The following is a 22828-nucleotide window of genomic DNA, read 5'->3' as shown; positions in this document are numbered from 1 at the left end:
CCGCAGCGGGCGAAACCGAGCAGAGAGCGCATGATGACGGCACGCATTGACACCCTGATCATCTTGGGAGCGGGCGGCGACCTCACGTCGCGACTTCTGCTGCCCGGCCTGGCATCGTTCTTGGCGAGCGACCAGAGCCAGCCGCTGACCCTTATCGGGGCAGACCGCCAAGAAATGGATGACGCAGCCTGGCGCAACCGAGTGACGCAGTCATTCGAGGCCATCGCTTCGCCCGCAGCCACCGCCGTGGCCAACGCAGCGCACTACGTTCAGGCCGACGTTACCGATGCCGAGCAACTGCGTGAATTGATCGCGTCGGGCTCCGGCCGGGTGGCGCTGTATTTCGCTCTGCCTCCCGCGATCGCTCAGAAGGTTGTGGCGGTGCTGGTGACGCTCGAGCTCCCCGAGGGCATCGTGCTCGCGCTCGAGAAGCCATTCGGCACTGACGAAACCAGCGCACGCGACCTCAACCGCATCCTGCAGACGATCGTGCCCGAAGAACAAGTTTTTAGGGTGGATCATTTTCTCGGAAAGTCAACGGTGCTGAACCTGTTGGGGTTGCGCTTCGCCAACCGAATCTTCGAGCCGCTGCTCGCTGCCCCTAACGTGGCGAAGGTCGAGTTGATCTTCGACGAGGCGCTCGCTCTTGAAGGGCGTGCGGGGTACTACGACCGTGCTGGCGCGGTCGTTGACATGATTCAGAGCCACTTGTTGCTCGTGATGGCGCTGACGGCGATGGAGCCGCCCGCGAGCGTGAGTTCCGAGGATCTCCGTGGCTCGATGGCCCAAGTGTTGCGCGCCACTCGTGTGCAGTCGGTGGATGGCACGTGCGCCCGCCGCGCCCGTTATACGGCGGGAACAATCGGCGATCGCAGCCTTCCGGCCTATGCGGATGAAGACGGCGTTGATTCCGAGCGAGGTACCGAAACTTTGGCCGAAGTCACGTTCGAGATCGACAACTGGCGGTGGGCTGGAGTTCCCTTCGTGTTGCGTTCGGGCAAGGCCTTGGGCGATTCGCGGCAAGATATCGTGATCACTTTCGCGCCAGTGCCTCACCTGCCCCGTGGCCTGACGGGCAGCGCTGACCCCGCTCAACTCACGATTTCGATCAAACCGGCGACGCTCTCCCTCGACCTCATCGTCAACGGCGAGGGAGATCCCTTCACCCTCGATCGCACCCAGCTGAATACCACCCTCGGCGACGCCGCGATGAGCGCGTACGGCGAGGTAATCGCATCGTTGATCGATGGCGACCCCGTGCTCTCGGTTCGGGGCGATGTTGCCGAACAATGCTGGCGCATCGTGGCTCCAGTGCTTGAGGCCTTTCGTGCCGATCAGGTCCCGTTGGAAGAGTACCCGGCAGGCTCCAATGGCCCCGCGAGCTGGGGCTCCGCGTGAGTGCCTCCGTTCGCGGCGTTACCGCCCGGGCCACTGCGCGTACTCGAGCGAGCGCCAGGCAAGCGTACGAGCTTTCTGGTCCGCTCGATCCGACAGAGTTTTACCCGCGGTTCGGGCCGCTGCCCGCCGTCGTGGCGGTGCTGGATCAATCGGGAGAGTGGGACACGATTGGCCGCACCCGTCGCCTTGTTCTCTCCGACAGCGGTCATGTCATAGAGACGATCACCGACACTGAAGTTCCGGGGCTTTTCGCCTACGAACTCACTGATTTTCAACGACTGTTCGGGATGCTCGTCTCGGGTGCTCGTGCGGAATGGCGTTTCGATGACAGCACCAACGGTGCGCGCTTTTCGTGGAGCTACACCTTCTTTGCTAAGCCGGCTCGACGCGGAATCGTGTGGCTCATCGTGCGGCTGTGGTGGGGGCGCTACATGCGCCGTGTGTTGCCGCCCATCGCTCGCGAAATCGAACGGCTGGCGGCACAGTAGCGACGTCAGTTATCGAATCGTTGCGATAAAACGAGCCGTTCACACCCTGCACGCACCATTCTCACAACTTGCACGAAGATGCGCTTGTGACAATATTCGTATGTTCCGATCGAGATTCGCAGTGGCTGCCGCAGCAGCGCTGTACTTCGCCGCTCTGGCGAGTCTCGCATTCGTCATCGCGCCGGGCAGCGACGGTCGTTTCTGGCTCTGGACCACCGTGGCATTCATCCCGGTCGGAGTCTTTCTCGTGGGCATGTTCGGTCGCCGTCGGTGGTGGGCCGCTCTCGCTTTCAGCATTGTTGCCGCAGCGTGGCTCGAAGCAGCACAGACGGTGTGGATGCCCGCGGGCTACGCCGCCGTCGTCGACATCCTTCTGGCGAGCATAGGTGCCGCCATCGGAGTTTCTGTTGCTGTTGCGGTGGCTGTGTGGCGTGAGCACTCGGAGCGGCCAGCAGCGCGCACCGCGCACGCCGCCCCCAACCTCGCGACCTCTCGTCGCGCCTCCGCCAGCAACTCGGCGGCACCGCTTAACCTCGATCGGTGACTGACGACCGCTATTCCCACGACGTTCTCGCCGACTTCAGTATTCAACGCGGCCCGAAGGTTCTCCCGAAGGTCTCGATCGAACGCGACATGGTCGTTGAGGTTATTGCCGACGGCTACGTGGGAGCGCTCGTCCGTTTCACCGATGGCCTGATGGAACTTGAAGACCGCAGCGGCCGTTCCCGCGCCTTTCCGCTGGGGAGCGGCTATCTGATCGATGGCGTACCTGTCGAGCTGGTGAAGCCCCTACCGAAGGCCGGTGCCACAGCCGCTCGCAAGACCGCATCGGGCTCCTTTGCGGCGCCAGAACAGCGCGCTCGCACCGCTCTCGCAAGCCGCATCTACGTCGAGGGTCGCCACGACGCCGAACTCGTCGAGAAAGTGTGGGGCGATGACCTGCGCGCCGAGGGCGTCGTCGTCGAGTTCCTCGGTGGCATCGATGACCTCGAGAAGATCGTCGCAGACTTCGCGCCCACCTCCGAACGCAAGCTGGGGATCTTGGTCGATCACCTTGTTCCGGGGTCGAAGGAGAGCCGCATTGCAGAGGCGGTGGGGCGCGGCAAGTACGGCAAGTACGCGCTTGTGGTCGGGCATCCATTCGTGGATGTCTGGCAAGCGGTCAAACCGCAGAGCCTCGGTATCGCCGAGTGGCCAACAGTGCCCCGCACGATTGAGTGGAAGCACGGCATCTGCGAAGCCTTTGGCTGGCCCCACGAGGATCAAGCGGATATTGCGCGCGCCTGGCAGTTCATCCTTTCGAAGGTGAAGAACTTTGGCGATCTCGAACCGGAACTATTGGGTCGAGTCGAGCACTTGATCGACTTCGTGACGGTCGACCAAGAGTCTTAGCTAGCGCGCGGCGGCTCTAGTCGAGCTGCGGAATCACTTCGCGCGCGAGGAAGTCGAGCTGGTCGAGGTCGTGGAAATCCATGACTTGGAAGTAGACGCGGGTAAAGCCGAGGGCTTTCAGCTCGGAGATCTTGTCGACGACTTCGCTTGCTGTTCCGGCAAAGCCACCGTGACGTAACGCATCGGGGGTGCTGTTGGCGGCGGTAGCGCGAGTGTCGATCTGAGCCTCCGTAGCGCCGACGGCTGTCGTTCCGGCGATCGAGAGCACAAGAGTCGCGGGGTCGCGGTCGAAGTGTTCGCACGCGGCGCGAACACGGTCGATGCGTTCTTTGAGTGGTGCGATGGTGGCGAAGCCAGCGTTGTACTCGGCCGCAAACTTGGCGGTGAGCGCCGGCGTGCGGCTCGGTCCACTGCCGCCGATGATGATCGGCAGCGGATTTTGCACCGGCTTCGGCAGCGCGGGCGACTGGCTCAGCTGGTAGTGCTTGCCCTCGTACGAGAAGGTTTTTCCGGGGTCGGTGCCCCAAATGCCCGTAATCACGTCGAGCTGCTCTTCGAGCATCCCGAACCTTTTCGCCGGAAACGGGATGCCGTAGGCGGTGTGCTCTTTTTCGAACCACCCGGTGCCGAGACCGAGTTCGATGCGCCCGCCCGACATGTCGTCGACTTGAGCCACCTGAATGGCCAGAATGCCCGGATGCCGGAAGGTCGCCGACGACACGAGGGTGCCGAGGCGAATGGTGGAGGTCTCGCGGGCGAGACCGGCGAGTGTGGTCCAGGAGTCGGTCGGACCGGGCATCCCGCCGTTGCGGTCATCCATCGTCAGATAGTGGTCAGAACGGAAGTAGCCCTCGAAGCCGAGCTTCTCCGCAGCTTGGGCCAACGCAAGCTGATCGGTGTAGCTGGCGCCATTCTGAGGTTCGGTAAAGATGCGGAAGTCCATACCCCGAGCCTATTGATGATTAGACTGGGTGGCGAACACGGGAGTCCGGTGAGCCGGGCTGAGAGGGAGCTTCTCCAAGCTTCGACCGTCGAACCTGATCTGGATCATGCCAGCGCAGGGAGCAGACACTCTTGAAACCCGTGCCATTCACTAGTGAAAGGCACGAAAGTGACCACAACAGCACCATCTTCGTCCACTTCCTCCACGTCGACGCTCGGATCGCGTTTTCAGTGGCGCGTCATCGACATCGTCGTGGCCAGCGTTATCGGTGTCGCGAGCGGATTGATCTTCGTCGTTTGGAACGTCGCATCCTCTCCTGCAATGGCTCCGTTTGCGGCGCTACTGCCGGGACTGCAAGCCATCGGAGGCGGCTTCTGGCTGTTTGCCGGAGTTCTCACGGCTCTCGTCATTCGCAAGCCCGGTGCCGCCATCTACGGTGAAGTCGTCGCGGCGTCGGTCTCGGCCCTCATTGGTAACCAGTGGGGCATTCTGACCCTCGTCAGTGGCATCACTCAGGGAGTGGGCGCCGAGATTGTCTTTGCCGCCTTCCTCTACGCCAACTGGCGCGCGAGCGGTGCGATTCTCGCGGGAGCCGGCGCTGGCCTAGCGATGGCCATCACTGAACTGCTGCTCTGGTACCCCGGATCAGCGCTGCCGTTCATCATCATCTACACGATCGCTGCTGTTGTCGGCGGAATGATCATCGCCGGGCTGCTCTCGTGGCTCGCCACTCGCGGCCTTGCGGCCACGGGCGCGCTCAACCGCTTCGGTGCCGGTCGCGAGATTGCGAAGCGGGTCTGACCCCCACTACGCCTGCTGGCGTCACCGTCGAAGGATGGGGGTGGCGCCACTCCAGCAGGCTCGCGTGGGCGGTGCGTGGGCTCGACCTGCGCATCGAACCGGGCGAACGCGTACTTCTCCTCGGCGAATCCGGTGCCGGAAAATCAACGTTCCTGCACGCCCTCGCCGGGGTTGTCGGTGACGACGAAGGGGAATCCGAAGGCTCACTGCTCGTGGACGGCCAGCATCCGGCTGCTATGCGCGGTCGTACCGGGCTCGTCATTCAAGATCCGGATAGCCAAGTAATTCTGGAGCGCGTCGGTGACGACGTCGCGTTCGGGTGCGAAAACCTTGGAGTGCCGCGCGACGAGATCTGGCAGCGGGTGCGTCACAGCCTCGACCAGGTCGGGCTCGACGTTGCCCTTGATCGCTCGACGAGTGCGCTGTCGGGCGGGCAAAAGCAGCGACTGGCGCTCGCCGGCGTGCTAGCGATGCAACCGGGGCTCATCGTGCTCGACGAGCCCACCGCTAACCTCGACCCCGCCGGTGTTACCGAGGTTCGGGATGCCGTGATCCGGGTTGCCGAAGCGACCGGCGCCACGATTGTGGTCGTCGAGCATCGCGTGTCGGTGTGGAGCGATGTCGTCGACCGCGTCGTTGTACTCGCGGCGGGTGGGGGAGTCATCGCCGACGGAGCACCCGCCGACGTCCTGTCACGCCAGGGCAAAGAACTGGCAGCTCGCGGAGTGTGGATACCGGAGTTTCCGCCGCCGCACCCCGAACGGCGCACTCGCGGCGAGCAGCACACCCTGCTGACCGCAGAACGCCTCGCCTTCGGGAGGGCGAAGACGGCGCTCGGAGCGCCGTTTGATCGCGAAATTCTGAGCAGTCAGGCGCTCGCAATCACCGGCGCCAACGGGGCAGGCAAGTCCACGCTCGCGCTCACACTCGGCGGGTTACTCACGCCGGTGGACGGTGCTGTGGTCGCGAGCCCTGCACTCGCGGCCGGCGCGGGCGAGCATCCGATTCGCTGGAAATCCCGTGAGCTACTCACCCGCATTGGCACCGTATTTCAAGACCCGGAACATCAGTTCTTGACGAGCACGGTGCGCGCAGAGCTCGAAGTCGGCCCGCGGGCGCTCAAGCTTTCGACCGCAGAGATGAGCGACCGAGTGGATGAACTGCTCACGCGATTGCGCCTCGACAAGCTTGCCGAAGCCAACCCCTTCACACTCTCGGGCGGTGAGAAACGTCGCCTCAGCGTCGCCACAGCGCTCGCTACGCGCCCCCAAGTGCTCGTGCTCGACGAACCCACGTTCGGCCAAGACTCGCGCACGTGGAGCGAACTGCTGGCGCTGCTGGCCCGCCTCGTGGATGACGGCAGCAGCGTTATCGCGGTCAGTCACGACCTTGAATTCGTTGATGCGCTCGCAGACTCTACGGTGGTGCTCGAATGATCCCCATCGCGGCCGTGAATCCCGTGGCCAAGCTCGGAGCAGGGCTCATTGTGAGCCTCTTTCTCATCGTCACGATCGACTGGGTCTCAGCGACGACGGCTCTCGTGCTCGAGCTCGTGATTATCGCGTTCATGGGCATCGAACCGAAGCGTTTCTGGCTGCGAACGCTGCCGGTCTGGATCGCAGCGCCCCTGACGGCGCTCACGATCCTGCTCTACGGGCGCTACGAGGGCGAGGTGTACTTCGAGTTCCTGCTGATCAGCATTAGCGACGGTTCGATCGAGCTCGCTCTCGCGACGTTCCTGCGGGTGCTCGCGATCGGTCTACCCGCGGTGGTGCTCTTCATCTCGATTGACCCCACCGACTTCGCTGACGGTCTTGCTCAGCGGTTGCGCTTTCCCGATCGTTTCGTTCTCGGCGCGCTCGCAGCGGTACGGATGGTCGGCCTCTTCCTTGAGGACTGGCGCTCCCTCGAGCTGGCCCGTCGCGCTCGCGGCGTCGCCGATCGCGGAAGGCTCCGCCGGCTCGCGGGGCAGGCCTTCGCCCTGCTCGTGCTGTCGATTCGGCGCGGCAGCAAGCTCTCGATAGCGATGGAAGCTCGAGGCTTCGGCGGCTCTCAGCAGCGCACTTGGGCGCGGGAATCACGCTGGGGGGCGGCGGAGTGGCTCACTCTGCTCGTCGGGCTTCTGGTGGGCATCACCGCTACCGTGGTTGCTGTGCTCACGGGAAGTTGGAACCTCATTGTCAACTAAGCCCTCAGCGCCTAAGCCCTCAGCGCCGAAGCCGTTACTGCCACTGCCATCGCCGCAGTGGCGCTGTCTGATCGACGGCCGCTCCGGCTCGGGCAAGACCGAGTTGGGCCGAGCGATGGCGGCCGAGTGGCCAGAGATTCAACTCATCAAGCTCGATGACTTTTACCCGGGTTGGGATGGTCTGGATGCCGCTAGCGCCCTTGTTCCCCGCATCCTCACCCAATTGCAGTGGCAAGAATGGAACTGGGCTACCGATTCGCCCGGAGGCTGGCTCGAGCTCGACGGCAATCGCCCCATTGTGATCGAGGGAATCGGTGCGCTCAGCCGCGCCTCCCAGCCGTTGGTCGATCACAGCATCTGGGTCGATCTCGACGATGCCTCCCGCAAGAAGCGCGCCCTCGATCGCGACGGGGACACCTACGCTCCACACTGGGAGCGGTGGGCTCGCCAAGAAGAGCGCTTCATGGCGCGCGAGAACCCGCGAGAGTTGGCCGCCGAAATCGTCGATGGAACCGACATCTCGCGCTGGTTCGAGCTGAGCTAGTTCGAACTGAGCTAGCTGGTCTTGGCCCAGACCTGAACAAGGTCTGTTCCGCGCGGGTTGACCGTCATCACGTCAGCCTCACACGTGATGATGAGGCCAACGACATCATCGAAGTCGCTGCGCGGGATCGTGTACGCGAGTTCTTCAACGGGCTCGTCAGCGATCGTGGCTGACGTCTCAACGGTGTAGTCCGAAACATCCCAATCGCGGGGGATCGCGACATCCACATTGATCAGAGCCTTGCCCTTTACCGTGCCGGTGTAGGACTGCGTGATCGTCATGACCTGGTCCTTTTTGGGCTCTGCGGTAATCGTGAACACGAGGTCGGAGTCAATCGTGACGGCGCCGTCGCTGCCCCACGTGAGGGTCTGGCCGCCGCTGGGCTCAACGGCCTTAGCGGGAACGTCTTCGGAGGGGAGTTCTGCAAGCAGCTTCTCAGAGAGATCGGCGGTGTCGAGCGACCACGTGTGACCCATCGCGCACAATTCCATAGCCGTTGGCGGCTCGCGGGTATCGGCGGGTTCGATCAGTGCGCAACCAGACAGCACCAGCAGTGCGGCGGGGGCCATCAACAACGCACTCGCGCGCTTGCTCGAAATCATCAATCCTCCTGAGGTTCTTGACACTCACGAAATCCTACGCGGTTGCGGCCGCAAGACTGCTCAACGACAGCTACGCCCAGCCGAGTTCGTGCAATTGCTCGTCGTCGATGCCGTAATAGTGGGCGATTTCGTGCACGAGAGTGATGTGAATCTGCTCTTTTAGTTCGTCGAGCGACTCACTCACGGCAAGGAGCGGTTCGCGAAAGAGGATGATGCGGTCGGGCAGTTCGCCGAAGCCGTACTGCCCGCGCTCGGTGAGAGCGACGCCGTCATAGAGTCCCAGCACCGAAAGCGAGCCGTCTTCGGGGCGATCCTCGGTCACGAACACCACGTTGTCGAGACCGTCAACAATCTCGTCAGAAAGCGCATCCAAGCCTTCGACCACGAGCGCTTCGAACTGTTGCTCGTCCAGATTCTCCATGAGTACACCTTGCCAGCCGTAACAGCGGGCCGAGGCCCGAAAGTCAGAGAACTGATGAGTTGGGGCTTAAATAAAACAGTGGTTTGGCTGTGCGTGAAATCACGCGTGCCAAACCACTGTTTTCTTGGGGTGAACGACGGGGCTCGAACCCGCGACATCCGGCTCCACAAGCCAGCGCTCTACCAACTGAGCTACGCCCACCAAGGTCGTTTTTCGCCTTGCGGCGATAAGCAACTCTATAAGTGTATTACAGTCGCGAGGCGAATCCGTCCACTACGTCAGCAGAAATTGCTTGAACCTGCTCTGTAGTGGGCCCTGGCTCGCCGACAAACACTGCTTTTCGGTAGTAATCGAGCTCGCGGATCGATTCCAAAATATCGGCCAGAGCGCGGTGACCACCGTTTTTGTCGGGGGCGTTGAAGTACACGCGGGGGAACCAGCGCTTAGAAAGTTCTTTGATCGACGAGACATCAACGCTGCGGTAATGCAGGTGAGTGTCAACGTTCGGCATGTATTTCGCCAAGAACGTGCGGTCGGTGCCGATAGTGTTGCCGGCCATCGGAGCGGTGCGCGCGTTCGGCACGTACTGCAGGATGTAGTCGCTCACGGCGGTCTCGGCTTCAGCAAGCGAGACACCAAGCGGCATCTCTTCGATGAGGCCGCTCGAGGTGTGCATCGCGGTGACAAACTCGCCCATGTTGGCGAGAGCTGCCTCGCTGGGCTTGATGACGATGGTCATGCCTTCGTCAACGGGAACGAGGTCGTAGTCGGTGATCACCACCGCAACTTCGACGAGTTCGTCGATTTCGACATCCAACCCCGTCATCTCGCAGTCGATCCAAACCAGATAATCAGCGTGTGATGCCATGAGTCGATTCTACCGTCGAACAAAAGTCGCCAGCGTTCGCTCATTCTGGTCTGCTAAACCTGAGGTATGAGCGAAACAACTCCCACACTCGCGCACGGCGACGAGTACATCGTGTTTTTTGTCGGAGGTCCGTACAACGGCCAGAACGATACGCGTATTGCAACCGAAGCAGGATGGGATGATTATGTGACCCTGATCGCTGCAGATGCTGTCGGTTCCGAGACGCAATTGCGTTACGAATCTCCAGTAGCGAAGCAGGTCGGTGACAAAGTCCACGTGACGTACACGTGGGATCAAGCCGATAGCGAACCTCTGGAAGACCTTGACGAACGAAACGACCTCTAACAGCACTCCTACTGAACAGCCCACTGTGCTGTTCTTTTCGTCTGCTTTTTGTGACCCGTGTGCCGCGGCGCGCCGCACTCTCGATGAGGTGGCGCGCCTCGTGCCCGCGGTGACATACGCCGAGCTGGATGTCGCGCGCGAATCTGATCGTGCCGAACAAGCCGGAATTACCTCTACGCCCACGATCGTCATCGTGTCTTCGGCGGGAGAAGAAGTTTTTCGCGCCCAAGGCGCTCCCACGGTGAATCAGATGCTGGTGGCGCTCGCGAAAGCCGTTTAGAGGCTGAGACATTCCAGTGCGGCTGACACGCTATCGTTTAAGCCGTATACCCCGCCCTCGTAGCTCAGGGGATAGAGCAGGAGCCTTCTAATCTCTTGGTCGCAGGTTCGAATCCTGCCGAGGGCACCCGCAATGAAGGGGACGGTCACGTGTCGAGCAAGCCGAATAAGACTGCCGAGACAGCAGAGAGTGTTCAGCAGTTCATCGCTGAGGTTCCCACTGACCGTCGCCGCACTGAAGCAGAGACTCTCCTCGCGATCTTCTCTCGAGCATCGGGCCAACCCGCAGCGATGTGGGGGCCAACGATCATCGGCTTCGGCTCAACGCATTATCGCTACGCGACCGGTCGCGAAGGTGACACCGCCACGATCGGGTTCTCTCCTCGTAAGTCTAAGATTTCGCTGTACACCGCACGCAACTTTCGCGAGTTTCCCGGACTATTGGAGCGCCTGGGCAAGCACGAGCTTGCGGTGGGGTGTCTTTACATTAAGAAGCTCGAGGATGTCGATCTTGCGGTTCTCGAAGAACTGCTGACGCGCAGCTACGAAGTGGCTCGTTTCGATTACGACGCGCGAGCAGAGGGTAACTAGCCTGTGGCGGTGGCTCCGCGGTGGGGGCTAGCTCTGCCAATATCCCGAACTGTGCGGACATCCCGATCGCTGGCAATTCTCGCGGTGACGGCGCTCACGCTGACTGCGGTGGGGTGTACCGGCCCGAAGCCGACGGTCGCGGTCTTCGAAGTGTCGGGTGGCGAGCAATTCACGATCGAGCTGGCCACGCCGGAGCTGGTGGAACACGCTCAGGGGTTGCTGGCAGGCGAGAACCTCGCAACGGTGCCCAGCGGCGAAGTGGTGTCCGGAAAGTCCAGCGTCAATGAGCCCTGGTCGTGGCACATCGATCCGGCAACGTTCGAGTTCACCAACGTGACGGTCGAGTCGTGCGACGGCAGTCCACAACACGTCGAAGACGACATCTCGGCGTTCGAACGTTTTTGCCCGTGGTCAGCCCGCGTGGTTGCTGTTGAGGGCCCTGACGCTTAAGCGGAAAGCCTTCCGTCCGCTAGTTGCGGTCGGGAGTGACGACGACCGTGGGCGTGGCTTCTGACGTGGAGCTCGACGTGGTCGACGTTCCCGCAGTGGTGGACGGTGTCGTCGTCGAACCTTCAGCGGCCTGACGTGAAGCCCACTCTTGCTGCTTCACGACAAGTTCGTCTTCAGCTTCGCCCGTTTCGTACTTCCAGCTCGCGAGGTCTTGCGCGAAAAGCTTCTTAGCGCGTCCGGGACGGGCCTGCCAGTCAATAAGGCCGTCCTGCAGTTCAGCCAAGTCCTGCTCGGCTTGGAAGCTGTAGTTGACCGAGTTCTTCTTCATGGCGGCAAGCTTGTGGGCTGCCCAGTCGGCGGCGATGTTCGCACCCTTGAGGGGGAGCAGGCGTACGCGCACCTCGGCCTCGCTGGCCTGGTGGTCGACGTGTTCCTTTTCGCCGGCCGAGAGCGTGCTCCACACAGCAGCGCGACGCCCGGAAGCGATGAGCGCTGCAACGGCAGCTGCCTTTGCCTGGCGGTCCTGTTGCGCAATCAGGCGACGCAGCGACGAGCGCGCGATCATGCCCACGATGATTCCTCCGACAACAATCGCGAGGAAGGGCACGAGAGCGCTCGTAATGAACGTCCACCCCTGATCGGAGTTGAACCAGTCGACGAGATCGTTCCACCACTCAAGAATCATGTTGGCACTGTAACCCCGCTAACGGCCGCTAACGCAGAGCGACAGGCGCGTCACATCAAAACCGGAAGATATCCAAAGCGTCGTCGATCGTCCAAAAATCTCCCAACGGTAAAAAGCGGCGCTGGCGTTGCAGCATTCGCTTCGCTTGGTAGCGTGCTCCGGCCGCTGACATCCAGCGGTGAACATAGCCCAGCACTTCGCCGTCGGGACGAGTGATGCGCCAGAGATCGTCGTTGAGTTGCACCGTTACGATGCCCGAGCGGATCGATTGCGCGGGGCCGGCGAAGTCGAGAGTGGTCATTGAAAGCTCCTTCAGCTGCTGGGCACGAGTATCGAGTAGTTCGAATATATGTTCGAACACTGACATTCGGCTGCGGCAGCGCGGAAACAGCTGACATGACAAAGGCCGGATTCCGCACGAGCGTGCGAAATCCGGCCCTTGTTGAGGTGCGGGAGTGGCTAGCGAAGAGCCGTACCGTCGACCGCAAGCGGCTCGATCGCGGCGAGCTCATCATCCGACAGCGGTGCTCCTTCAAGAGCCGCAAAGTTGTTCTCCAATTGGGCGACGCTGCTCGCGCCGACAAGAGCAGAAGTGACCTGCGGATGACGCAGCACCCAGGTGAGGGCGAGCTGCGCCAGACTCTGGCCGCGGTTCTGCGCAATCTCGTTGAGGGCGCGAACGCGCTGCAAATACGTGTCGCTGAGCGGACCGGGCTGAAGCCAGCGGCCCTCAGAAGCACGCGAACCCTCGGGGATCGTGCCGTCCATGTAACGATCAGTCAGCAGCCCCTGCGCCAGCGGCGAGAAGACGATGCTGCCAGCGCCGATCTGTTCGAGCACGGGGAAGAGCCCGTCTTCGATGTGGCGATCGAACATGTTGTAGCGGGGTTGATGAATCGTGAGCGGGATGCCGTATTCGGCAAGCGCCTCTTGGGCGGCGAGCGTTTGCTCGGGGTTGTAGTTGGAGACACCGACGTAGAGTGCCTTGCCTGAGTTCACCGCGGTCGCAAGCGCGCCCATGGTCTCCTCAATCGGAGTCTCAGGATCGGGGCGGTGGTGGTAGTAGATATCGACGTACTCGAGGCCCATCCGGTCGAGGCTCGCGTCGAGTGAGGAGATCAGGTACTTGCGCGAACCAAAGTCTTGGTAAGGGCCCTCACCCATCGTGTAGCCGGCCTTGGTCGAGACGATCATTTCGTCGCGGTACGGCACAAAATCGTCGGCGAAGATCTCACCGATGTTGCGTTCGGCGGCGCCGATTTCGGGGCCGTAGTTGTTGGCGAGGTCGAAGTGGGTGATTCCGAGATCGAAAGCGCGGCGCAGGATCGCGCGCTGGGTGGCGCGCGGGCGATCGTCGCCGAAGTTGTTCCACAATCCCAGTGAGATCGCGGGAAGTTTGAGGCCGCTGTGGCCTACGCGGTGGTACTCGGTGGAGTCATAACGGAGGGGAGAAGCGTCATAAGGCATTCGCTCAGCATATGCCCAGCGACTGAGGGAACACAGCGTGCGAGGTGTGCGTTGTATGAGACATCCAGCCCAAGAAAGTAGGCTCAACTTATGCACACATTTCATCTCGCAGGCGGCTGTTTCTGGTGCCTCGATGCGGTCTACCGCACCCTCAACGGCGTTACCGACGTAGTTTCCGGCTATACCGGCGGAACCGTGCCCAACCCCAGCTACGAACTGGTGTGCACGGAGACCACGGGTCACGCTGAAGCGGTTGCGGTGACGTTCGACCCCGAGGTCATCCCCGACGAGGTCATCCTCGACGTCTACTTCACGCTGCACGACCCGCGCCAGCTCAACCGACAGGGCAACGACATCGGTTCGTCGTACCGTTCGGCAATGTTCTATGTCGGGGACGAGCAGAAGGCGCTGTTCGAAGCAGCCCGCGATCGCGCATCCGAATATTGGGATGGTGGCATTGTGACCACGATCGAGCCACTCGACACCTACTACAACGCCGAGGAATACCACCAGGACTTCTTCGCGAAGAACCCCGGTCAGGGCTACTGCATGGCAGTGGCATTGCCGAAGGTCAACAAAATCCGTTCGTCGTTCTCGAGCTACATCAAGTAGCTCCCGCAGCGGCACTGTCTGTGCGCCGTCTGGCACGAAGGTCTTTATCTTCGTCGCGAGGCGGCGTACGGTCGTTAACGAGCGACACTGGCGTCGTTTCACTAATTCGAAGGAGGTTCGGAAATGACAAACCACACTCTGACCGGACAGACCTGGGTGGCGTTCACTCAGGCAGGAGCAGTTGGCTCGGTTCACCGGGTAACCGACGGGTTCACCTTCAAGTTATTGAAAGACGAAGACTATCGAGGGGTGTATCCCACACTGGATGCCGCGAAGTCTGCCCTGCACGCAAGCCTGTTGCCCGGCACGGCGTGGCCTGAGTTCCGCGAACACTAGGTCGCGCGCGGGCCTCGCCCGAGCTGACTACTCCTGCGCTGCTCAACGTGCGCTGGCGAACATGCGCTGACTACTCCTGCGCTGAGTGTTGAAAGCCGGTGCCGTCCACAGAAGGTGGCATCGGACGCTCTGGCCTGTGCGCCCAAAGAACACTGGTGTCAGACGGATGCCGGGTCGGCTTCCCGGCACGAGTGTCGACCCGCATCTGTCTCCCATTCGGTCGCACTATTCGTTGTGCGGCCCAGAACTAGGAGTAGCTATGTCAGACACCATTACCGTTTCCGGGCTCGTCGCTACCGCACCGCGTCACATCGTGACAGGGGAAGGCTTGCCCATCACGTCATTCCGGCTTGCGTCTACGCAGCGACGTTTCGATCGCAGCAACCAGCGCTGGATTGACGGCGAGACCAATTGGTACACGATCACTTCGTTCCGTCAGCTCGCGATCAACAGCGCGACATCGATCGGTAAAGGCGATCGAGTTGTGCTTACGGGCCGACTGAAGATCCGTGAATGGGAGAACGCCGATCGCAGCGGAATCAACATCGAGATTGAGGCTGACTCTCTTGGTCACGACCTTATGTGGGGAACGGCCCAGTTCTCGCGCACTATTTCGAGCGGGAACCAGTCGAACAGCCACAGCGACAACGATGACAAGTTCCCTGCTGCGGACGATGCGGATGACGCAGACGCCGAAGACAACGCAGAAGAAGGCGAACTCGTTGGCGTCGCAAGCGGAGAGGCTAAACCCTTCTGAGTAGATCGTGCGCGCAAGCAATCTAGACTTGACGCGGCCCGGAAGAATCGTGGCCGACGAAGGGAATGCAATGCGCGTACGACCTACCGGCCGACTCGGTGCTGCTCTCGCCCTCACCATCGCGGCAGTCATTGCCCTGAGCGGTTGTGTTGCGCAAGAGCCCGAACCGACCGCAACGCCGACCGCAGAAGCCAGCAACACACCCGAATCAGGTGCCACGCCCACAGGCCCGATTCTTCGCCCCGGAGAAGCTGCCGCGGGTAACCGCCAGTTCTTCGACATGCTCAACAACGAGTCTTTCGACGCGAATGGACGCGGAGACGGCCGCAGCATCGTCGACAAGCTCGTAGAAAACGGCTTTGAGAAACAAGACATGGAAGTCACGCCCGACGCGACCGCCATTGGCCTTGCAGCAGATTCGATCGTCGTTTCAGTGCGCATCAAGGGGGAGTGCCTTATTGGGCAGTTCACTGCCGACAACTACTCGTCATCCATCGAGCCCTTGCTCGGAACCGGAAGCTGTCTCGTCGGAAAGACCCGACCGATCGACTGGTAACTCCTCAACGGGTTCGACTGAGCCCGAACGCTCCGTAGAATGGTCACATGGCCGAATTCATTTATTCCATGGTGCGCGCGCGAAAAGCGGTCGGCGACAAGCTCATTCTTGACGACGTCACAATGTCGTTCTACCCCGGCGCGAAGATCGGTGTGGTTGGCCCCAACGGTGCCGGTAAGTCCACGATCCTCAAGATCATGGCCGGTCTCGACACCCCCAGCAACGGTGAAGCTCGACTGAGCCCCGGCTACAGCGTGGGCATCCTCATGCAGGAGCCCGAGCTCGATGAGACCAAGACCGTTCTCGAAAACGTGCAAGAAGGTGTTGGCGAGATCAAAGCCAAGGTTGACCGTCACGCTGCTATCGGCCTCGAAATGGCTGAGCCCGACGCTGACTTCGACGCCCTCATGGCCGAAATGGGCTCGCTGCAAGAAGACATCGACGCCGCCGACGCGTGGGACCTCGACTCCCAGCTCGAACAGGCAATGGATGCTCTGCGCACCCCTCCCGGAGACTGGCCCGTCAATAAGCTCTCCGGTGGAGAAAAGCGCCGCGTAGCGCTCACTAAACTGCTCCTTCAGAAGCCCGACCTGCTGCTTCTCGATGAGCCCACTAACCACCTCGACGCCGAGAGCGTTCTCTGGCTCGAGCAGCACCTCTCCAAGTACCCGGGCGCCGTACTGGCCGTCACTCACGATAGGTACTTCCTCGACCACGTCGCCGAATGGATTGCCGAAGTCGACCGCGGTCACCTTTACCCCTACGAGGGCAACTACTCGACCTACCTCGAGAAGAAGCAAGAGCGACTTCAGGTGCAGGGCAAGAAAGACGCCAAGCTCGCGAAGCGTCTCTCAAGCGAACTCGAATGGGTGCGCTCAAACTCCAAGGGCCGCCAGACCAAGTCGAAGGCTCGACTCGCACGCTACGAAGAAATGGCGAACGAGGCAGAGAAGACCAGAAAGTTGGACTTCGAAGAAATCGTCATCCCCATGGGCCCGCGCCTGGGATCACAGGTCATCGACGCCAAGAACCTGAAGAAGGGCTTCGACGAGCGCATTCTCATCGACGGCCTGAGCTTCACACTTCCCCGAAACGGAATCGTCGGCGTCATCGGCCCCAACGGTGTCGGAAAGACCACCCTCTTCAAGACCATCGTTGGTCTTGAGCCCCTCGACGAGGGAACGCTCAAGGTCGGCGAGACCGTAGACATCTCGTACGTTGACCAGAGCCGCGGTGGAATCGACCCCAACAAGACGCTGTGGGAAGTTGTCTCCGACGGCCAGGACTACATCCAGGTCGGCAAGACCGAGATCCCGTCGCGCGGTTACGTATCGCAGTTCGGCTTCAAGGGTCCCGACCAGCAGAAGAAGGCCGGCGTGCTTTCCGGTGGTGAGCGCAACCGTTTGAACCTCGCGCTCACGCTCAAGCAGGGTGGAAACCTCTTGCTGCTCGACGAACCGACTAACGACCTCGATGTTGAAACCCTCGGAAGCCTCGAGAATGCACTGCTCGAATTCCCCGGCTGTGCTGTGGTCATCACTCACGATAGGTGGTTCCTCGACCGCATCGCGACTCACATCCTTGCCTACGAAGGCAGCGAAGAGACGCCCGGCTACTGGCACTGGTTCGAGGGAAACTTCGAGGCTTACGAAGAGAACAAGATCGAGCGTCTCGGTCCTGACGCCGCTAAGCCGCACCGCAGCGCCTACCGCAAGTTGACCCGCGACTAACAATGAGGCTTCACGTACCTCTCCCGCTGCGTTGGTCAGACGTTGACGCGTACCAACACGTCAACAACGCCGAAGTGTTTCGCCTCCTCGAAGAGGCGCGCATTCACGCGTTCTGGCCAGCAGCGGGAGAGGATGCGCCCCTCACCGCCGTTCTCGACGGTCGCCCGGGCGGCCCGACGATGACGCTCATCGCGCGTCAAGAGATCGAGTACCTGCTGCCGATCCCGTACCTGCGCGAACCGGTCGACATCGAGATGTGGATCGGTCGAGTCGGGGGAGCGAGCCTCGAGGTCTGCTACGAGATCTATACCCCGGTGAACGTTGCACCGCGCGAGTTGTATGTGCGAGCATCCACGACTCTGGTGCTCGTCGACGCTGCCAACTCGCGGCCACTGCGGATCAGCGCTGAGCAACGCGAGGTCTTCGCGCAGTATGCCGAAGAGCCTCTGCAGTTCGGCAAACGGCGTTAGCGCCTAGTCGTCAAGAACTCCGAGGCCGTCGCCCTCATCGTCGCGAAACTCTTCGTCAAGATCGGTCGGCTCGAGCCACTCAGCAATCGCGTGCGCGCCGCGCGCTTCGAGTAGAGGAACCACGAACTCGAACAGTTCTTTGCGGTTCTCAACACCGGAGCCCAGCGGCAACGTCACATCAATTCCTGCGGCCGCTGACTGGTCAGGGGTGAGATCAATGCCCGCGGCTACGACGACGAAAAATGTCGTGGGCCCCTTGGCCCCGCGCAAGTAGTCGACGACCTTGCCATCGAGCGATTGAGCGTCGAGCCGGCCCTCGCCGCTGATGATCACGTCTGCGGTGCCAATTACTTCGCTCAGCCCGATTGTGTCGGCGACCAACTGGGCGCCACGCACAAGCTCGGCGCCAAACAGTGTCACGAGCGGGGCTGCCGTTCCACCGGCGGCTCCGATTCCGGGCAGGGCGGCGATTCCCGCGGCCGAGAACCCGCGTTGGGCGGCCAACGGCGTCTCTGCGAGCACTTCTGCCAAGCGGGCGAGCCCCGCATCCAACACAGCGATGTCGGATGCCGTTGCCCCTTTCTGAGGTCCAAAAACGTGGGCTGCGCCGTGGCTTCCTGTCAGCGGGTTGGTCACATCAACGGCGATACGCCACTTCGTCTCCAGTGCGCCAGGCACCAGCCCGCTGAGGTCAATCGTTTCGAGGGAGGCTAGCGCGCCACCTCCGGGTGCCAACTCGGTGCCGTTGGCGTCGAGCATTCGCGCACCGAGGGCGCGCAACAGGCCAGTGCCGCCGTCGGTGCTGGCGGAGCCTCCGAGAAAGAGGGTCACGTCGCGGGCGCCGCGTTCGATGACGCTCGCGGCGATGACCCCAACGCCATAGCTGTCGGCGCGCAGCGGCTCTGCGGTGACGTCGAGAACGTGGGGGAGTCCGTTGGCTTGAGCGGCTTCGATGGCAGCGCGGCGGCCATCAAGGTCGAGGCCGAAGCGCGCGTCGCGGTCGCGCCCGAGAGCGTCGACGGTCGACATCGTGAGCGCGGGCTGAAGCCAGGCGGCGAGAACGGCGTCGAGCGAGCCTTCTCCGCCGTCGGCCATGGGAAACGTGAGCACTGTTGCGGTGTCGGGAAGCATCTCGCGTGCACCGCGCTCAAGGGCTGCTGCGGCATCCGCAGCGCTCAGGCTGCCTTTGAACGAATCGGGGGCAATGATGACGACGGGATTCTCGATAGCTGACACCCTTCGACCCTAGCGCGCGCAAACCCGTGCGCGCGCAAAAAGGGGCCGCCCGAAGGCGACCCCTTTTCGTGAGTTACAGCACCGAGGTGCTGAAAGCTAAAACAGTATTAGCTGGTGAGGCCGTCTACGTAGTCCTGGTTCGCTGCGATCCAGTCAGCAACGATGGGCTCGAAGTCGGTTCCGTCGTACTCGTTGTACATGACGTTCTCGAGCGAGTAGAGCAGCTCGGAGTCCATCTTGAAGTTCGAGATCCACTCGGTGACCTCAGGCATGTCGTCGCTCAAGGTGTCGCGTGCGAAGGAGTGAATTTCTTCAACTTCTCCGAGCGTGCCCTCGGGGTCAGCAAGGTCCTTGATGTCGAATGCATCGTAGGCCCAGTGCGGACGCCAGAGCGTAACGGCAATGTTCTCGCCGTTGTCGAGTGCAGCCTGCAGTTCAGCAAGCATGGCGGGAGTCGACGAGGTCAACAGTTCCATGTCCTCGAGGCCGTAGGTCGGCATGGTGTTGTTCAGTACTGCCTCGGTGAGGCCTGCACCGGGCTCGATTCCAACGATGCGGTCGCCGAAAGCGTCAGCGTTTGCTGCGAGCTCTTCGAGCGAGTCGATCGGTGCGTCAGCGTTTACAGCAACGGTCAGTCCCGCTTCGCTGTTCCAAGCGCCGAGGTCCTCGATCGTGTCGCCGTATTCTTCCATCAGGCTTGCGTGAGTGATGGGGAGCCATCCGTCAAGCGCGACGTCGTAGTCTCCGGTGCTGAGACCCGAGAAGATCGGGGTTACGTCAGCGTATTCGAGCTCAACGTTGTAGCCCTTTTCTTCAAGGATTGCCTTCCAGAGGTACGAAACTGCTTCGCCCTCGGGCCATCCGTTGAATACGGCAATGCTGAGATCCTTGTTCTCAGCAGCGTCTCCGCTTGCCGTGTCGTCTCCGCCTGCAGCGCAAGCTGAGAGACCGAGGAGCGCAGCGGCTCCGATTGCAATTGCAGCGCGTGTCTGCTTCTTCATTGTGTCGTCCTTTTCTGTCAACGCTAAAGCGCGACGATGTTGACGTCGATGCACACAGGGTTCTCTGCATGCGGGGAAACGAGCGCGGGTGGGCGCCCGAAAATTAGCGAACGGGAGGAGTGAGTTCCGCAGGTTCGGTAGTTGCAGCGTCGCTGTTTGCGGCAGCATCCACTGCAGCAGATTCTGCGCGACGGCCGCGAACGTTGAATGATTCGATAATGAACCGGAAGTAACCCTTGCCCGAACCGAAGGATGCGGTGAGGCGGTCAAGGAAGATGGCCAAGATCACTACCGAAAGTCCAGCTTCGAAGCCGAGTGCGACATCCGCACGGCTCAGGCTCTGGATAACGGGCTGACCGAGGCCGCCAGCACCAACCATGGACGCGATAACGACCATGGAGAGCGACAGCATGATCACCTGGTTGATACCGGCCATGATGGACGGCAGCGCCAGAGGAAGCTGAATTTGACGCAGGATGCGGCCCGGCGATGAACCGAAGGCCTGGCCGGCTTCAACAACTTCGCTGTCCACACCGCGGATTCCGAGTTCGGTGAGGCGTACACCGGGAGCAAGCGCGAAGAGCACGGTTGCAACGATTCCGGGAACATCACCGATACGGAACAGGATGAGAGCAGGGATGAGGTAAACGAAGGCCGGCATTGTCTGCAGGAAGTCGAGAATCGGCTTCACGATGGTGGAAACCGTTCGATACTTCGCCGCAAGGATTCCCAGCGGAACGCTGATGAGCACGGCGATCGCCGCGGCCACGAGCACGAGCGAGAGGGTGTCCATGGCGTTTTCCCACTGATCCAGGCTGAGGATCAAAAGGAAGCCGAGGGTGGTTCCGAGCGAGAACAACCAACCGCGAGCCACGAAGGCAAGCACGGCGAAGATGATCAGCATGATCCAGAACGGCGGCGACGTGAACACGAAGTTCATTCCGTCGGCAACCGAGGAAATGATCAGCTTGATGAAGTCAAAAACAAAACCGAAGGTGTCGGTGATGAAATCGATGCCATTTTCGACCCACTGGCCGAGGGGAATTCTGAGGAAGTCGTTCATCGTGCGTCCTCCTTCGCGTCGGAGCTCGTATCGCTGGCATCGAGGGCATCAGTGATGACGTCCGTCGAGACGGTTAGTGGTGGTTCCATGACCTGCAGTTCACCGGTGTCGGTAGTGACGTTGCCGAGCGCAGCAAGCAGCGTGACTCGCGGAACAACGCCCTTGAGGCGACCACGCTCGTCGACAACAGCCAAGGGAAGAGGGCTTTCGACCGACGGAACAAAGAGTTCTGAGAGGTAGGTGTTCTCGTCGACAGCGTTGTACTCGTCGCTCAAGATCGTTGTCATGTCGGTCACGCCCTTGCGAACCAGCTTCATGACATCGGCGTCGCGAACGACACCCTGAAGGGTGCGGTCGCGGCTGATCACGAATGCGGTTGAGGTCTGAAGATCGCGCATGACCTTCAACGCTGCGCGCGGTCCGCCACTGGCGAATACCGTTGCGCGGACTGGCTCCATAACGCTGGCGGCCGTGAGAACACGCGAGCGGTCGACATCCTGAACGAACTGAGCAACGTAGTCGTTGGCCGGGTCGGTGAGGATGTCTTCTGGTGTACCGATCTGAACGATGCGGCCGTCGCGCATAACCGCAATGCGGTCACCCAGGAACATGGCCTCGTTGAGGTCGTGAGTAATGAAGATGATGGTCTTGCCGAGTTCGGTCTGAAGCTCGAGCAGCTGCTCTTGCATTTCGCGACGGATCAGCGGGTCGAGCGCACTGAAAGCTTCGTCCATAAGGAGAACGTCAGTGTCGGCGGTCAGGGCGCGGGCGAGGCCTACGCGCTGCTGCATTCCACCGGAAAGTTCGGAGGGCATCTTGTGGCCCCAGCCCTTGAGGCCAACGAGGTCAATCGTCTTCTGGGCGCGAGCGAGTCGCTCTTCGCGGGCGATGCCCTGAACTTCGAGCGCGTACGCGGCGTTTTCGAGAACGCTGCGGTGCGGGAAGAGGGCGAAGTGCTGGAACACCATCGAGATGCGGCGACGACGAACGTCGCGCAGCTTGGGAGCTGAGATTCCGGTGATGAGGTCGCCACCGACGGTGACGGTGCCGGATGTCGTGCCCCAGAGGCCGTTCAACATGCGAATGAGGGTGGATTTTCCGGAACCGGAAAGACCCATAACGACGAAGATCTCGCCGGGCAGAACATCGAAGCTCGCATCGATAACGGCTGCGGTGCCCAGTTCTGTGATCTCATCACGGGAGGCGCCGTGCTGGAGCCTCTCTACTGCTTCATTGGGACGACGCCCAAAAACCTTGTAGATGTTTTTGGCGCTGACAGCAAATTTCTCGGTCACGTTCTCCTGATTACTCGGCACCTTGAGGGCTTCGCTTCTCTCGATTACGGTCCGGGTTGAACGCAGGGCTCTGTCGAATCCTTGGGTGATTCTGGTGGGAAACGATAGGGGAGCGCTTTCGGAGCAACTCCACTGCGAAACAACCATACGAGCGACATCCCATTGCTGGGGTGGCGCGCGCGGCCTGATTCGTAGCACCTTGCCGACAGGACCCAAAAACGGGCACACCGGGGGCAAGGCCGATATCAACGGTAACGTTTTTTGATGGTTCTTGCAGGGTGGAGTCCACCAAATTGGGGACATCTCGCGC

The 22828-nt window shown here is 61.3% G+C and carries 29 protein-coding genes and 2 tRNA genes; 19 read left to right on the top strand and 12 right to left on the bottom strand.

From position 1 onward, the window contains the following. Positions 1-33: 33 nt before the first annotated feature. The 4 genes from ACWTV1_RS03135 to ACWTV1_RS03120 all read left to right on the top strand — a co-directional run bounded on the left by ACWTV1_RS03135 (position 34) and on the right by ACWTV1_RS03120 (position 3278). Positions 34-1398, top strand: coding sequence for a glucose-6-phosphate dehydrogenase (locus tag ACWTV1_RS03135; RefSeq protein ID WP_498505021.1), 1365 nt, complete (start codon positions 34-36; stop codon positions 1396-1398). Beyond that, positions 1395-1886, top strand: a complete 492-nt coding sequence (locus ACWTV1_RS03130; RefSeq protein WP_498504079.1) for an SRPBCC family protein — start codon at positions 1395-1397, stop codon at positions 1884-1886. The genes ACWTV1_RS03135 and ACWTV1_RS03130 overlap by 4 nt, the downstream gene beginning before the upstream one ends. A 100-nt stretch (positions 1887-1986) precedes the next feature. Continuing rightward, on the top strand, positions 1987-2430 hold the full coding sequence (locus ACWTV1_RS03125) for a VanZ family protein (RefSeq protein WP_100388647.1): 444 nt from the start codon (positions 1987-1989) through the stop codon (positions 2428-2430). Next, positions 2427-3278 (top strand): DUF3097 domain-containing protein, encoded by an 852-nt coding sequence (locus ACWTV1_RS03120; RefSeq protein WP_498504078.1) that lies wholly within the window; start codon positions 2427-2429, stop codon positions 3276-3278. The genes ACWTV1_RS03125 and ACWTV1_RS03120 overlap by 4 nt, the downstream gene beginning before the upstream one ends. 16 nt (positions 3279-3294) lie before the next feature. Here ACWTV1_RS03120 and ACWTV1_RS03115 read toward each other — a convergent pair whose 3' ends face one another. Continuing rightward, entirely contained in the window at positions 3295-4221 is a 927-nt protein-coding gene (locus tag ACWTV1_RS03115) for an LLM class F420-dependent oxidoreductase (RefSeq protein ID WP_498504077.1), read from the bottom strand. Positions 4222-4389: 168 nt separating this feature from the next. Here ACWTV1_RS03115 and ACWTV1_RS03110 point away from each other — a divergent pair, with 168 nt between their 5' ends. The 4 genes from ACWTV1_RS03110 to ACWTV1_RS03095 all read left to right on the top strand — a co-directional run bounded on the left by ACWTV1_RS03110 (position 4390) and on the right by ACWTV1_RS03095 (position 7754). Beyond that, on the top strand, positions 4390-5022 hold the full coding sequence (locus ACWTV1_RS03110; RefSeq protein WP_498504076.1) for an ECF transporter S component: 633 nt from the start codon (positions 4390-4392) through the stop codon (positions 5020-5022). Between the two features lie 71 nt (positions 5023-5093). Further along, positions 5094-6458: an ABC transporter ATP-binding protein gene (locus ACWTV1_RS03105; protein ID WP_498504075.1), complete on the top strand. Its 1365-nt coding sequence runs from the start codon at positions 5094-5096 to the stop codon at positions 6456-6458. Further along, a complete protein-coding gene (locus tag ACWTV1_RS03100) occupies positions 6455-7210 on the top strand; it encodes an energy-coupling factor transporter transmembrane component T family protein (protein ID WP_100388651.1) in 756 nt (251 codons plus the stop codon). Before ACWTV1_RS03105 ends, ACWTV1_RS03100 begins: the two co-directional genes overlap by 4 nt. Continuing rightward, positions 7200-7754 carry a nucleoside/nucleotide kinase family protein gene (locus ACWTV1_RS03095; protein ID WP_498504074.1) on the top strand — a complete coding sequence of 185 codons (555 nt, stop codon included), beginning with the start codon at positions 7200-7202 and terminating at the stop codon, positions 7752-7754. Before ACWTV1_RS03100 ends, ACWTV1_RS03095 begins: the two co-directional genes overlap by 11 nt. Before the next feature lie 11 nt (positions 7755-7765). Here ACWTV1_RS03095 and ACWTV1_RS03090 read toward each other — a convergent pair whose 3' ends face one another. The 4 genes from ACWTV1_RS03090 to orn form a co-directional block, all read right to left on the bottom strand. Further along, complete coding sequence (locus ACWTV1_RS03090; protein WP_498504073.1) at positions 7766-8356, bottom strand: hypothetical protein; 591 nt, start codon at positions 8354-8356, stop codon at positions 7766-7768. Between the two features lie 70 nt (positions 8357-8426). Further along, on the bottom strand, positions 8427-8777 hold the full coding sequence (locus tag ACWTV1_RS03085; protein ID WP_100388653.1) for a metallopeptidase family protein: 351 nt from the start codon (positions 8775-8777) through the stop codon (positions 8427-8429). Between the two features lie 125 nt (positions 8778-8902). Next, positions 8903-8978, bottom strand: a tRNA-His gene (locus ACWTV1_RS03080). Positions 8979-9024: 46 nt separating this feature from the next. Further along, positions 9025-9645 carry an oligoribonuclease gene (orn, locus tag ACWTV1_RS03075; protein ID WP_498504072.1) on the bottom strand — a complete coding sequence of 207 codons (621 nt, stop codon included), beginning with the start codon at positions 9643-9645 and terminating at the stop codon, positions 9025-9027. 66 nt (positions 9646-9711) lie between these two features. On the opposite strand from orn, the gene ACWTV1_RS03070 reads away from it, so the two are divergent. The 5 genes from ACWTV1_RS03070 (at position 9712) to ACWTV1_RS03050 (ending at position 11310) form a co-directional block, all read left to right on the top strand. Next, positions 9712-9990 carry an oligoribonuclease gene (locus ACWTV1_RS03070; RefSeq protein WP_100388656.1) on the top strand — a complete coding sequence of 93 codons (279 nt, stop codon included), beginning with the start codon at positions 9712-9714 and terminating at the stop codon, positions 9988-9990. Beyond that, positions 9968-10270: a thioredoxin family protein gene (locus tag ACWTV1_RS03065; protein ID WP_205030338.1), complete on the top strand. Its 303-nt coding sequence runs from the start codon at positions 9968-9970 to the stop codon at positions 10268-10270. Before ACWTV1_RS03070 ends, ACWTV1_RS03065 begins: the two co-directional genes overlap by 23 nt. 53 nt (positions 10271-10323) lie before the next feature. Further along, a tRNA-Arg gene (locus ACWTV1_RS03060) sits at positions 10324-10396 on the top strand. Between the two features lie 23 nt (positions 10397-10419). Then, positions 10420-10860, top strand: a complete 441-nt coding sequence (locus ACWTV1_RS03055; RefSeq protein WP_498504071.1) for a DUF1801 domain-containing protein — start codon at positions 10420-10422, stop codon at positions 10858-10860. A gap of 51 nt (positions 10861-10911) precedes the next feature. Next, entirely contained in the window at positions 10912-11310 is a 399-nt protein-coding gene (locus tag ACWTV1_RS03050) for a BP74-related protein (protein WP_498504070.1), read from the top strand. A 19-nt stretch (positions 11311-11329) separates the two neighbouring features. Here the strand turns inward: ACWTV1_RS03050 and ACWTV1_RS03045 are convergent, their stop codons facing one another. The 3 genes from ACWTV1_RS03045 to ACWTV1_RS03035 all read right to left on the bottom strand — a co-directional run bounded on the left by ACWTV1_RS03045 (position 11330) and on the right by ACWTV1_RS03035 (position 13462). Beyond that, the gene (locus ACWTV1_RS03045) at positions 11330-11995 is read right to left on the bottom strand and encodes a hypothetical protein (protein ID WP_100388660.1); all 666 of its coding nucleotides are present in this window, start codon (positions 11993-11995) and stop codon (positions 11330-11332) included. 55 nt (positions 11996-12050) lie between these two features. Next, on the bottom strand, positions 12051-12296 hold the full coding sequence (locus ACWTV1_RS03040; RefSeq protein WP_100388661.1) for a hypothetical protein: 246 nt from the start codon (positions 12294-12296) through the stop codon (positions 12051-12053). 158 nt (positions 12297-12454) lie between these two features. Then, positions 12455-13462, bottom strand: coding sequence for an aldo/keto reductase (locus ACWTV1_RS03035; protein ID WP_498504069.1), 1008 nt, complete (start codon positions 13460-13462; stop codon positions 12455-12457). A gap of 90 nt (positions 13463-13552) precedes the next feature. On the opposite strand from ACWTV1_RS03035, the gene msrA reads away from it, so the two are divergent. The 6 genes from msrA (at position 13553) to ACWTV1_RS03005 (ending at position 17923) form a co-directional block, all read left to right on the top strand. Next, positions 13553-14074 (top strand): peptide-methionine (S)-S-oxide reductase MsrA, encoded by a 522-nt coding sequence (msrA, locus tag ACWTV1_RS03030; RefSeq protein ID WP_100388663.1) that lies wholly within the window; start codon positions 13553-13555, stop codon positions 14072-14074. 123 nt (positions 14075-14197) lie between these two features. Then, the gene (locus tag ACWTV1_RS03025) at positions 14198-14410 is read left to right on the top strand and encodes a methyltransferase (RefSeq protein WP_341619629.1); all 213 of its coding nucleotides are present in this window, start codon (positions 14198-14200) and stop codon (positions 14408-14410) included. Positions 14411-14669: 259 nt separating this feature from the next. After that, a complete protein-coding gene (locus ACWTV1_RS03020) occupies positions 14670-15167 on the top strand; it encodes a single-stranded DNA-binding protein (RefSeq protein ID WP_498504068.1) in 498 nt (165 codons plus the stop codon). 70 nt (positions 15168-15237) lie between these two features. Further along, on the top strand, positions 15238-15723 hold the full coding sequence (locus ACWTV1_RS03015) for a DUF6993 domain-containing protein (RefSeq protein ID WP_498504067.1): 486 nt from the start codon (positions 15238-15240) through the stop codon (positions 15721-15723). 47 nt (positions 15724-15770) lie between these two features. Then, positions 15771-17453 (top strand): energy-dependent translational throttle protein EttA, encoded by a 1683-nt coding sequence (gene ettA / locus ACWTV1_RS03010; protein WP_341619633.1) that lies wholly within the window; start codon positions 15771-15773, stop codon positions 17451-17453. A gap of 2 nt (positions 17454-17455) precedes the next feature. Beyond that, positions 17456-17923: an acyl-CoA thioesterase gene (locus ACWTV1_RS03005; RefSeq protein WP_100388668.1), complete on the top strand. Its 468-nt coding sequence runs from the start codon at positions 17456-17458 to the stop codon at positions 17921-17923. A 3-nt stretch (positions 17924-17926) separates the two neighbouring features. On the opposite strand, the gene ACWTV1_RS03000 is transcribed toward ACWTV1_RS03005, so the two are convergent. From ACWTV1_RS03000 to ACWTV1_RS02985, 4 genes are all read right to left on the bottom strand, one after another. Beyond that, complete coding sequence (locus tag ACWTV1_RS03000; RefSeq protein WP_498504066.1) at positions 17927-19159, bottom strand: glycerate kinase; 1233 nt, start codon at positions 19157-19159, stop codon at positions 17927-17929. A 107-nt stretch (positions 19160-19266) separates the two neighbouring features. After that, a complete protein-coding gene (locus ACWTV1_RS02995) occupies positions 19267-20160 on the bottom strand; it encodes a glycine betaine ABC transporter substrate-binding protein (RefSeq protein WP_498504065.1) in 894 nt (297 codons plus the stop codon). Positions 20161-20263: 103 nt separating this feature from the next. Continuing rightward, positions 20264-21223, bottom strand: coding sequence for an ABC transporter permease (locus ACWTV1_RS02990; protein ID WP_498504064.1), 960 nt, complete (start codon positions 21221-21223; stop codon positions 20264-20266). Next, positions 21220-22518: a quaternary amine ABC transporter ATP-binding protein gene (locus ACWTV1_RS02985; RefSeq protein WP_498504063.1), complete on the bottom strand. Its 1299-nt coding sequence runs from the start codon at positions 22516-22518 to the stop codon at positions 21220-21222. The genes ACWTV1_RS02990 and ACWTV1_RS02985 overlap by 4 nt, the downstream gene beginning before the upstream one ends. Positions 22519-22828: the final 310 nt, after the last annotated feature.

It is taken from the genome of Salinibacterium sp. VpJ6, assembly GCF_059767345.1.
The sequence above is the reverse complement of the archived record's forward strand: the minus strand, read 5'-3'. Positions and strand labels throughout refer to the sequence as shown.

What these genes read in the sequence shown, in the direction of transcription:
- ACWTV1_RS03015 (WP_498504067.1), top strand. Translation starts at nt 15,238, where the DNA reads ATGCGCGTACGACCTACCGGCCGACTCGGTGCTGCTCTCGCCCTCACC.
- ACWTV1_RS03100 (WP_100388651.1), top strand. Translation starts at nt 6,455, where the DNA reads ATGATCCCCATCGCGGCCGTGAATCCCGTGGCCAAGCTCGGAGCAGGG.
- ACWTV1_RS02995 (WP_498504065.1), bottom strand. Translation starts at nt 20,160, where the DNA reads ATGAAGAAGCAGACACGCGCTGCAATTGCAATCGGAGCCGCTGCGCTC.
- ACWTV1_RS03045 (WP_100388660.1), bottom strand. Translation starts at nt 11,995, where the DNA reads ATGATTCTTGAGTGGTGGAACGATCTCGTCGACTGGTTCAACTCCGAT.
- msrA (WP_100388663.1), top strand. Translation starts at nt 13,553, where the DNA reads ATGCACACATTTCATCTCGCAGGCGGCTGTTTCTGGTGCCTCGATGCG.
- ACWTV1_RS03025 (WP_341619629.1), top strand. Translation starts at nt 14,198, where the DNA reads ATGACAAACCACACTCTGACCGGACAGACCTGGGTGGCGTTCACTCAG.
- ACWTV1_RS03070 (WP_100388656.1), top strand. Translation starts at nt 9,712, where the DNA reads ATGAGCGAAACAACTCCCACACTCGCGCACGGCGACGAGTACATCGTG.
- ettA (WP_341619633.1), top strand. Translation starts at nt 15,771, where the DNA reads ATGGCCGAATTCATTTATTCCATGGTGCGCGCGCGAAAAGCGGTCGGC.
- ACWTV1_RS03115 (WP_498504077.1), bottom strand. Translation starts at nt 4,221, where the DNA reads ATGGACTTCCGCATCTTTACCGAACCTCAGAATGGCGCCAGCTACACC.
- ACWTV1_RS03040 (WP_100388661.1), bottom strand. Translation starts at nt 12,296, where the DNA reads ATGACCACTCTCGACTTCGCCGGCCCCGCGCAATCGATCCGCTCGGGC.
- orn (WP_498504072.1), bottom strand. Translation starts at nt 9,645, where the DNA reads ATGGCATCACACGCTGATTATCTGGTTTGGATCGACTGCGAGATGACG.
- ACWTV1_RS02990 (WP_498504064.1), bottom strand. Translation starts at nt 21,223, where the DNA reads ATGAACGACTTCCTCAGAATTCCCCTCGGCCAGTGGGTCGAAAATGGC.
- ACWTV1_RS03125 (WP_100388647.1), top strand. Translation starts at nt 1,987, where the DNA reads ATGTTCCGATCGAGATTCGCAGTGGCTGCCGCAGCAGCGCTGTACTTC.
- ACWTV1_RS03005 (WP_100388668.1), top strand. Translation starts at nt 17,456, where the DNA reads ATGAGGCTTCACGTACCTCTCCCGCTGCGTTGGTCAGACGTTGACGCG.
- ACWTV1_RS03020 (WP_498504068.1), top strand. Translation starts at nt 14,670, where the DNA reads ATGTCAGACACCATTACCGTTTCCGGGCTCGTCGCTACCGCACCGCGT.
- ACWTV1_RS03085 (WP_100388653.1), bottom strand. Translation starts at nt 8,777, where the DNA reads ATGGAGAATCTGGACGAGCAACAGTTCGAAGCGCTCGTGGTCGAAGGC.
- ACWTV1_RS03090 (WP_498504073.1), bottom strand. Translation starts at nt 8,356, where the DNA reads ATGATTTCGAGCAAGCGCGCGAGTGCGTTGTTGATGGCCCCCGCCGCA.
- ACWTV1_RS03135 (WP_498505021.1), top strand. Translation starts at nt 34, where the DNA reads ATGACGGCACGCATTGACACCCTGATCATCTTGGGAGCGGGCGGCGAC.
- ACWTV1_RS03035 (WP_498504069.1), bottom strand. Translation starts at nt 13,462, where the DNA reads ATGCCTTATGACGCTTCTCCCCTCCGTTATGACTCCACCGAGTACCAC.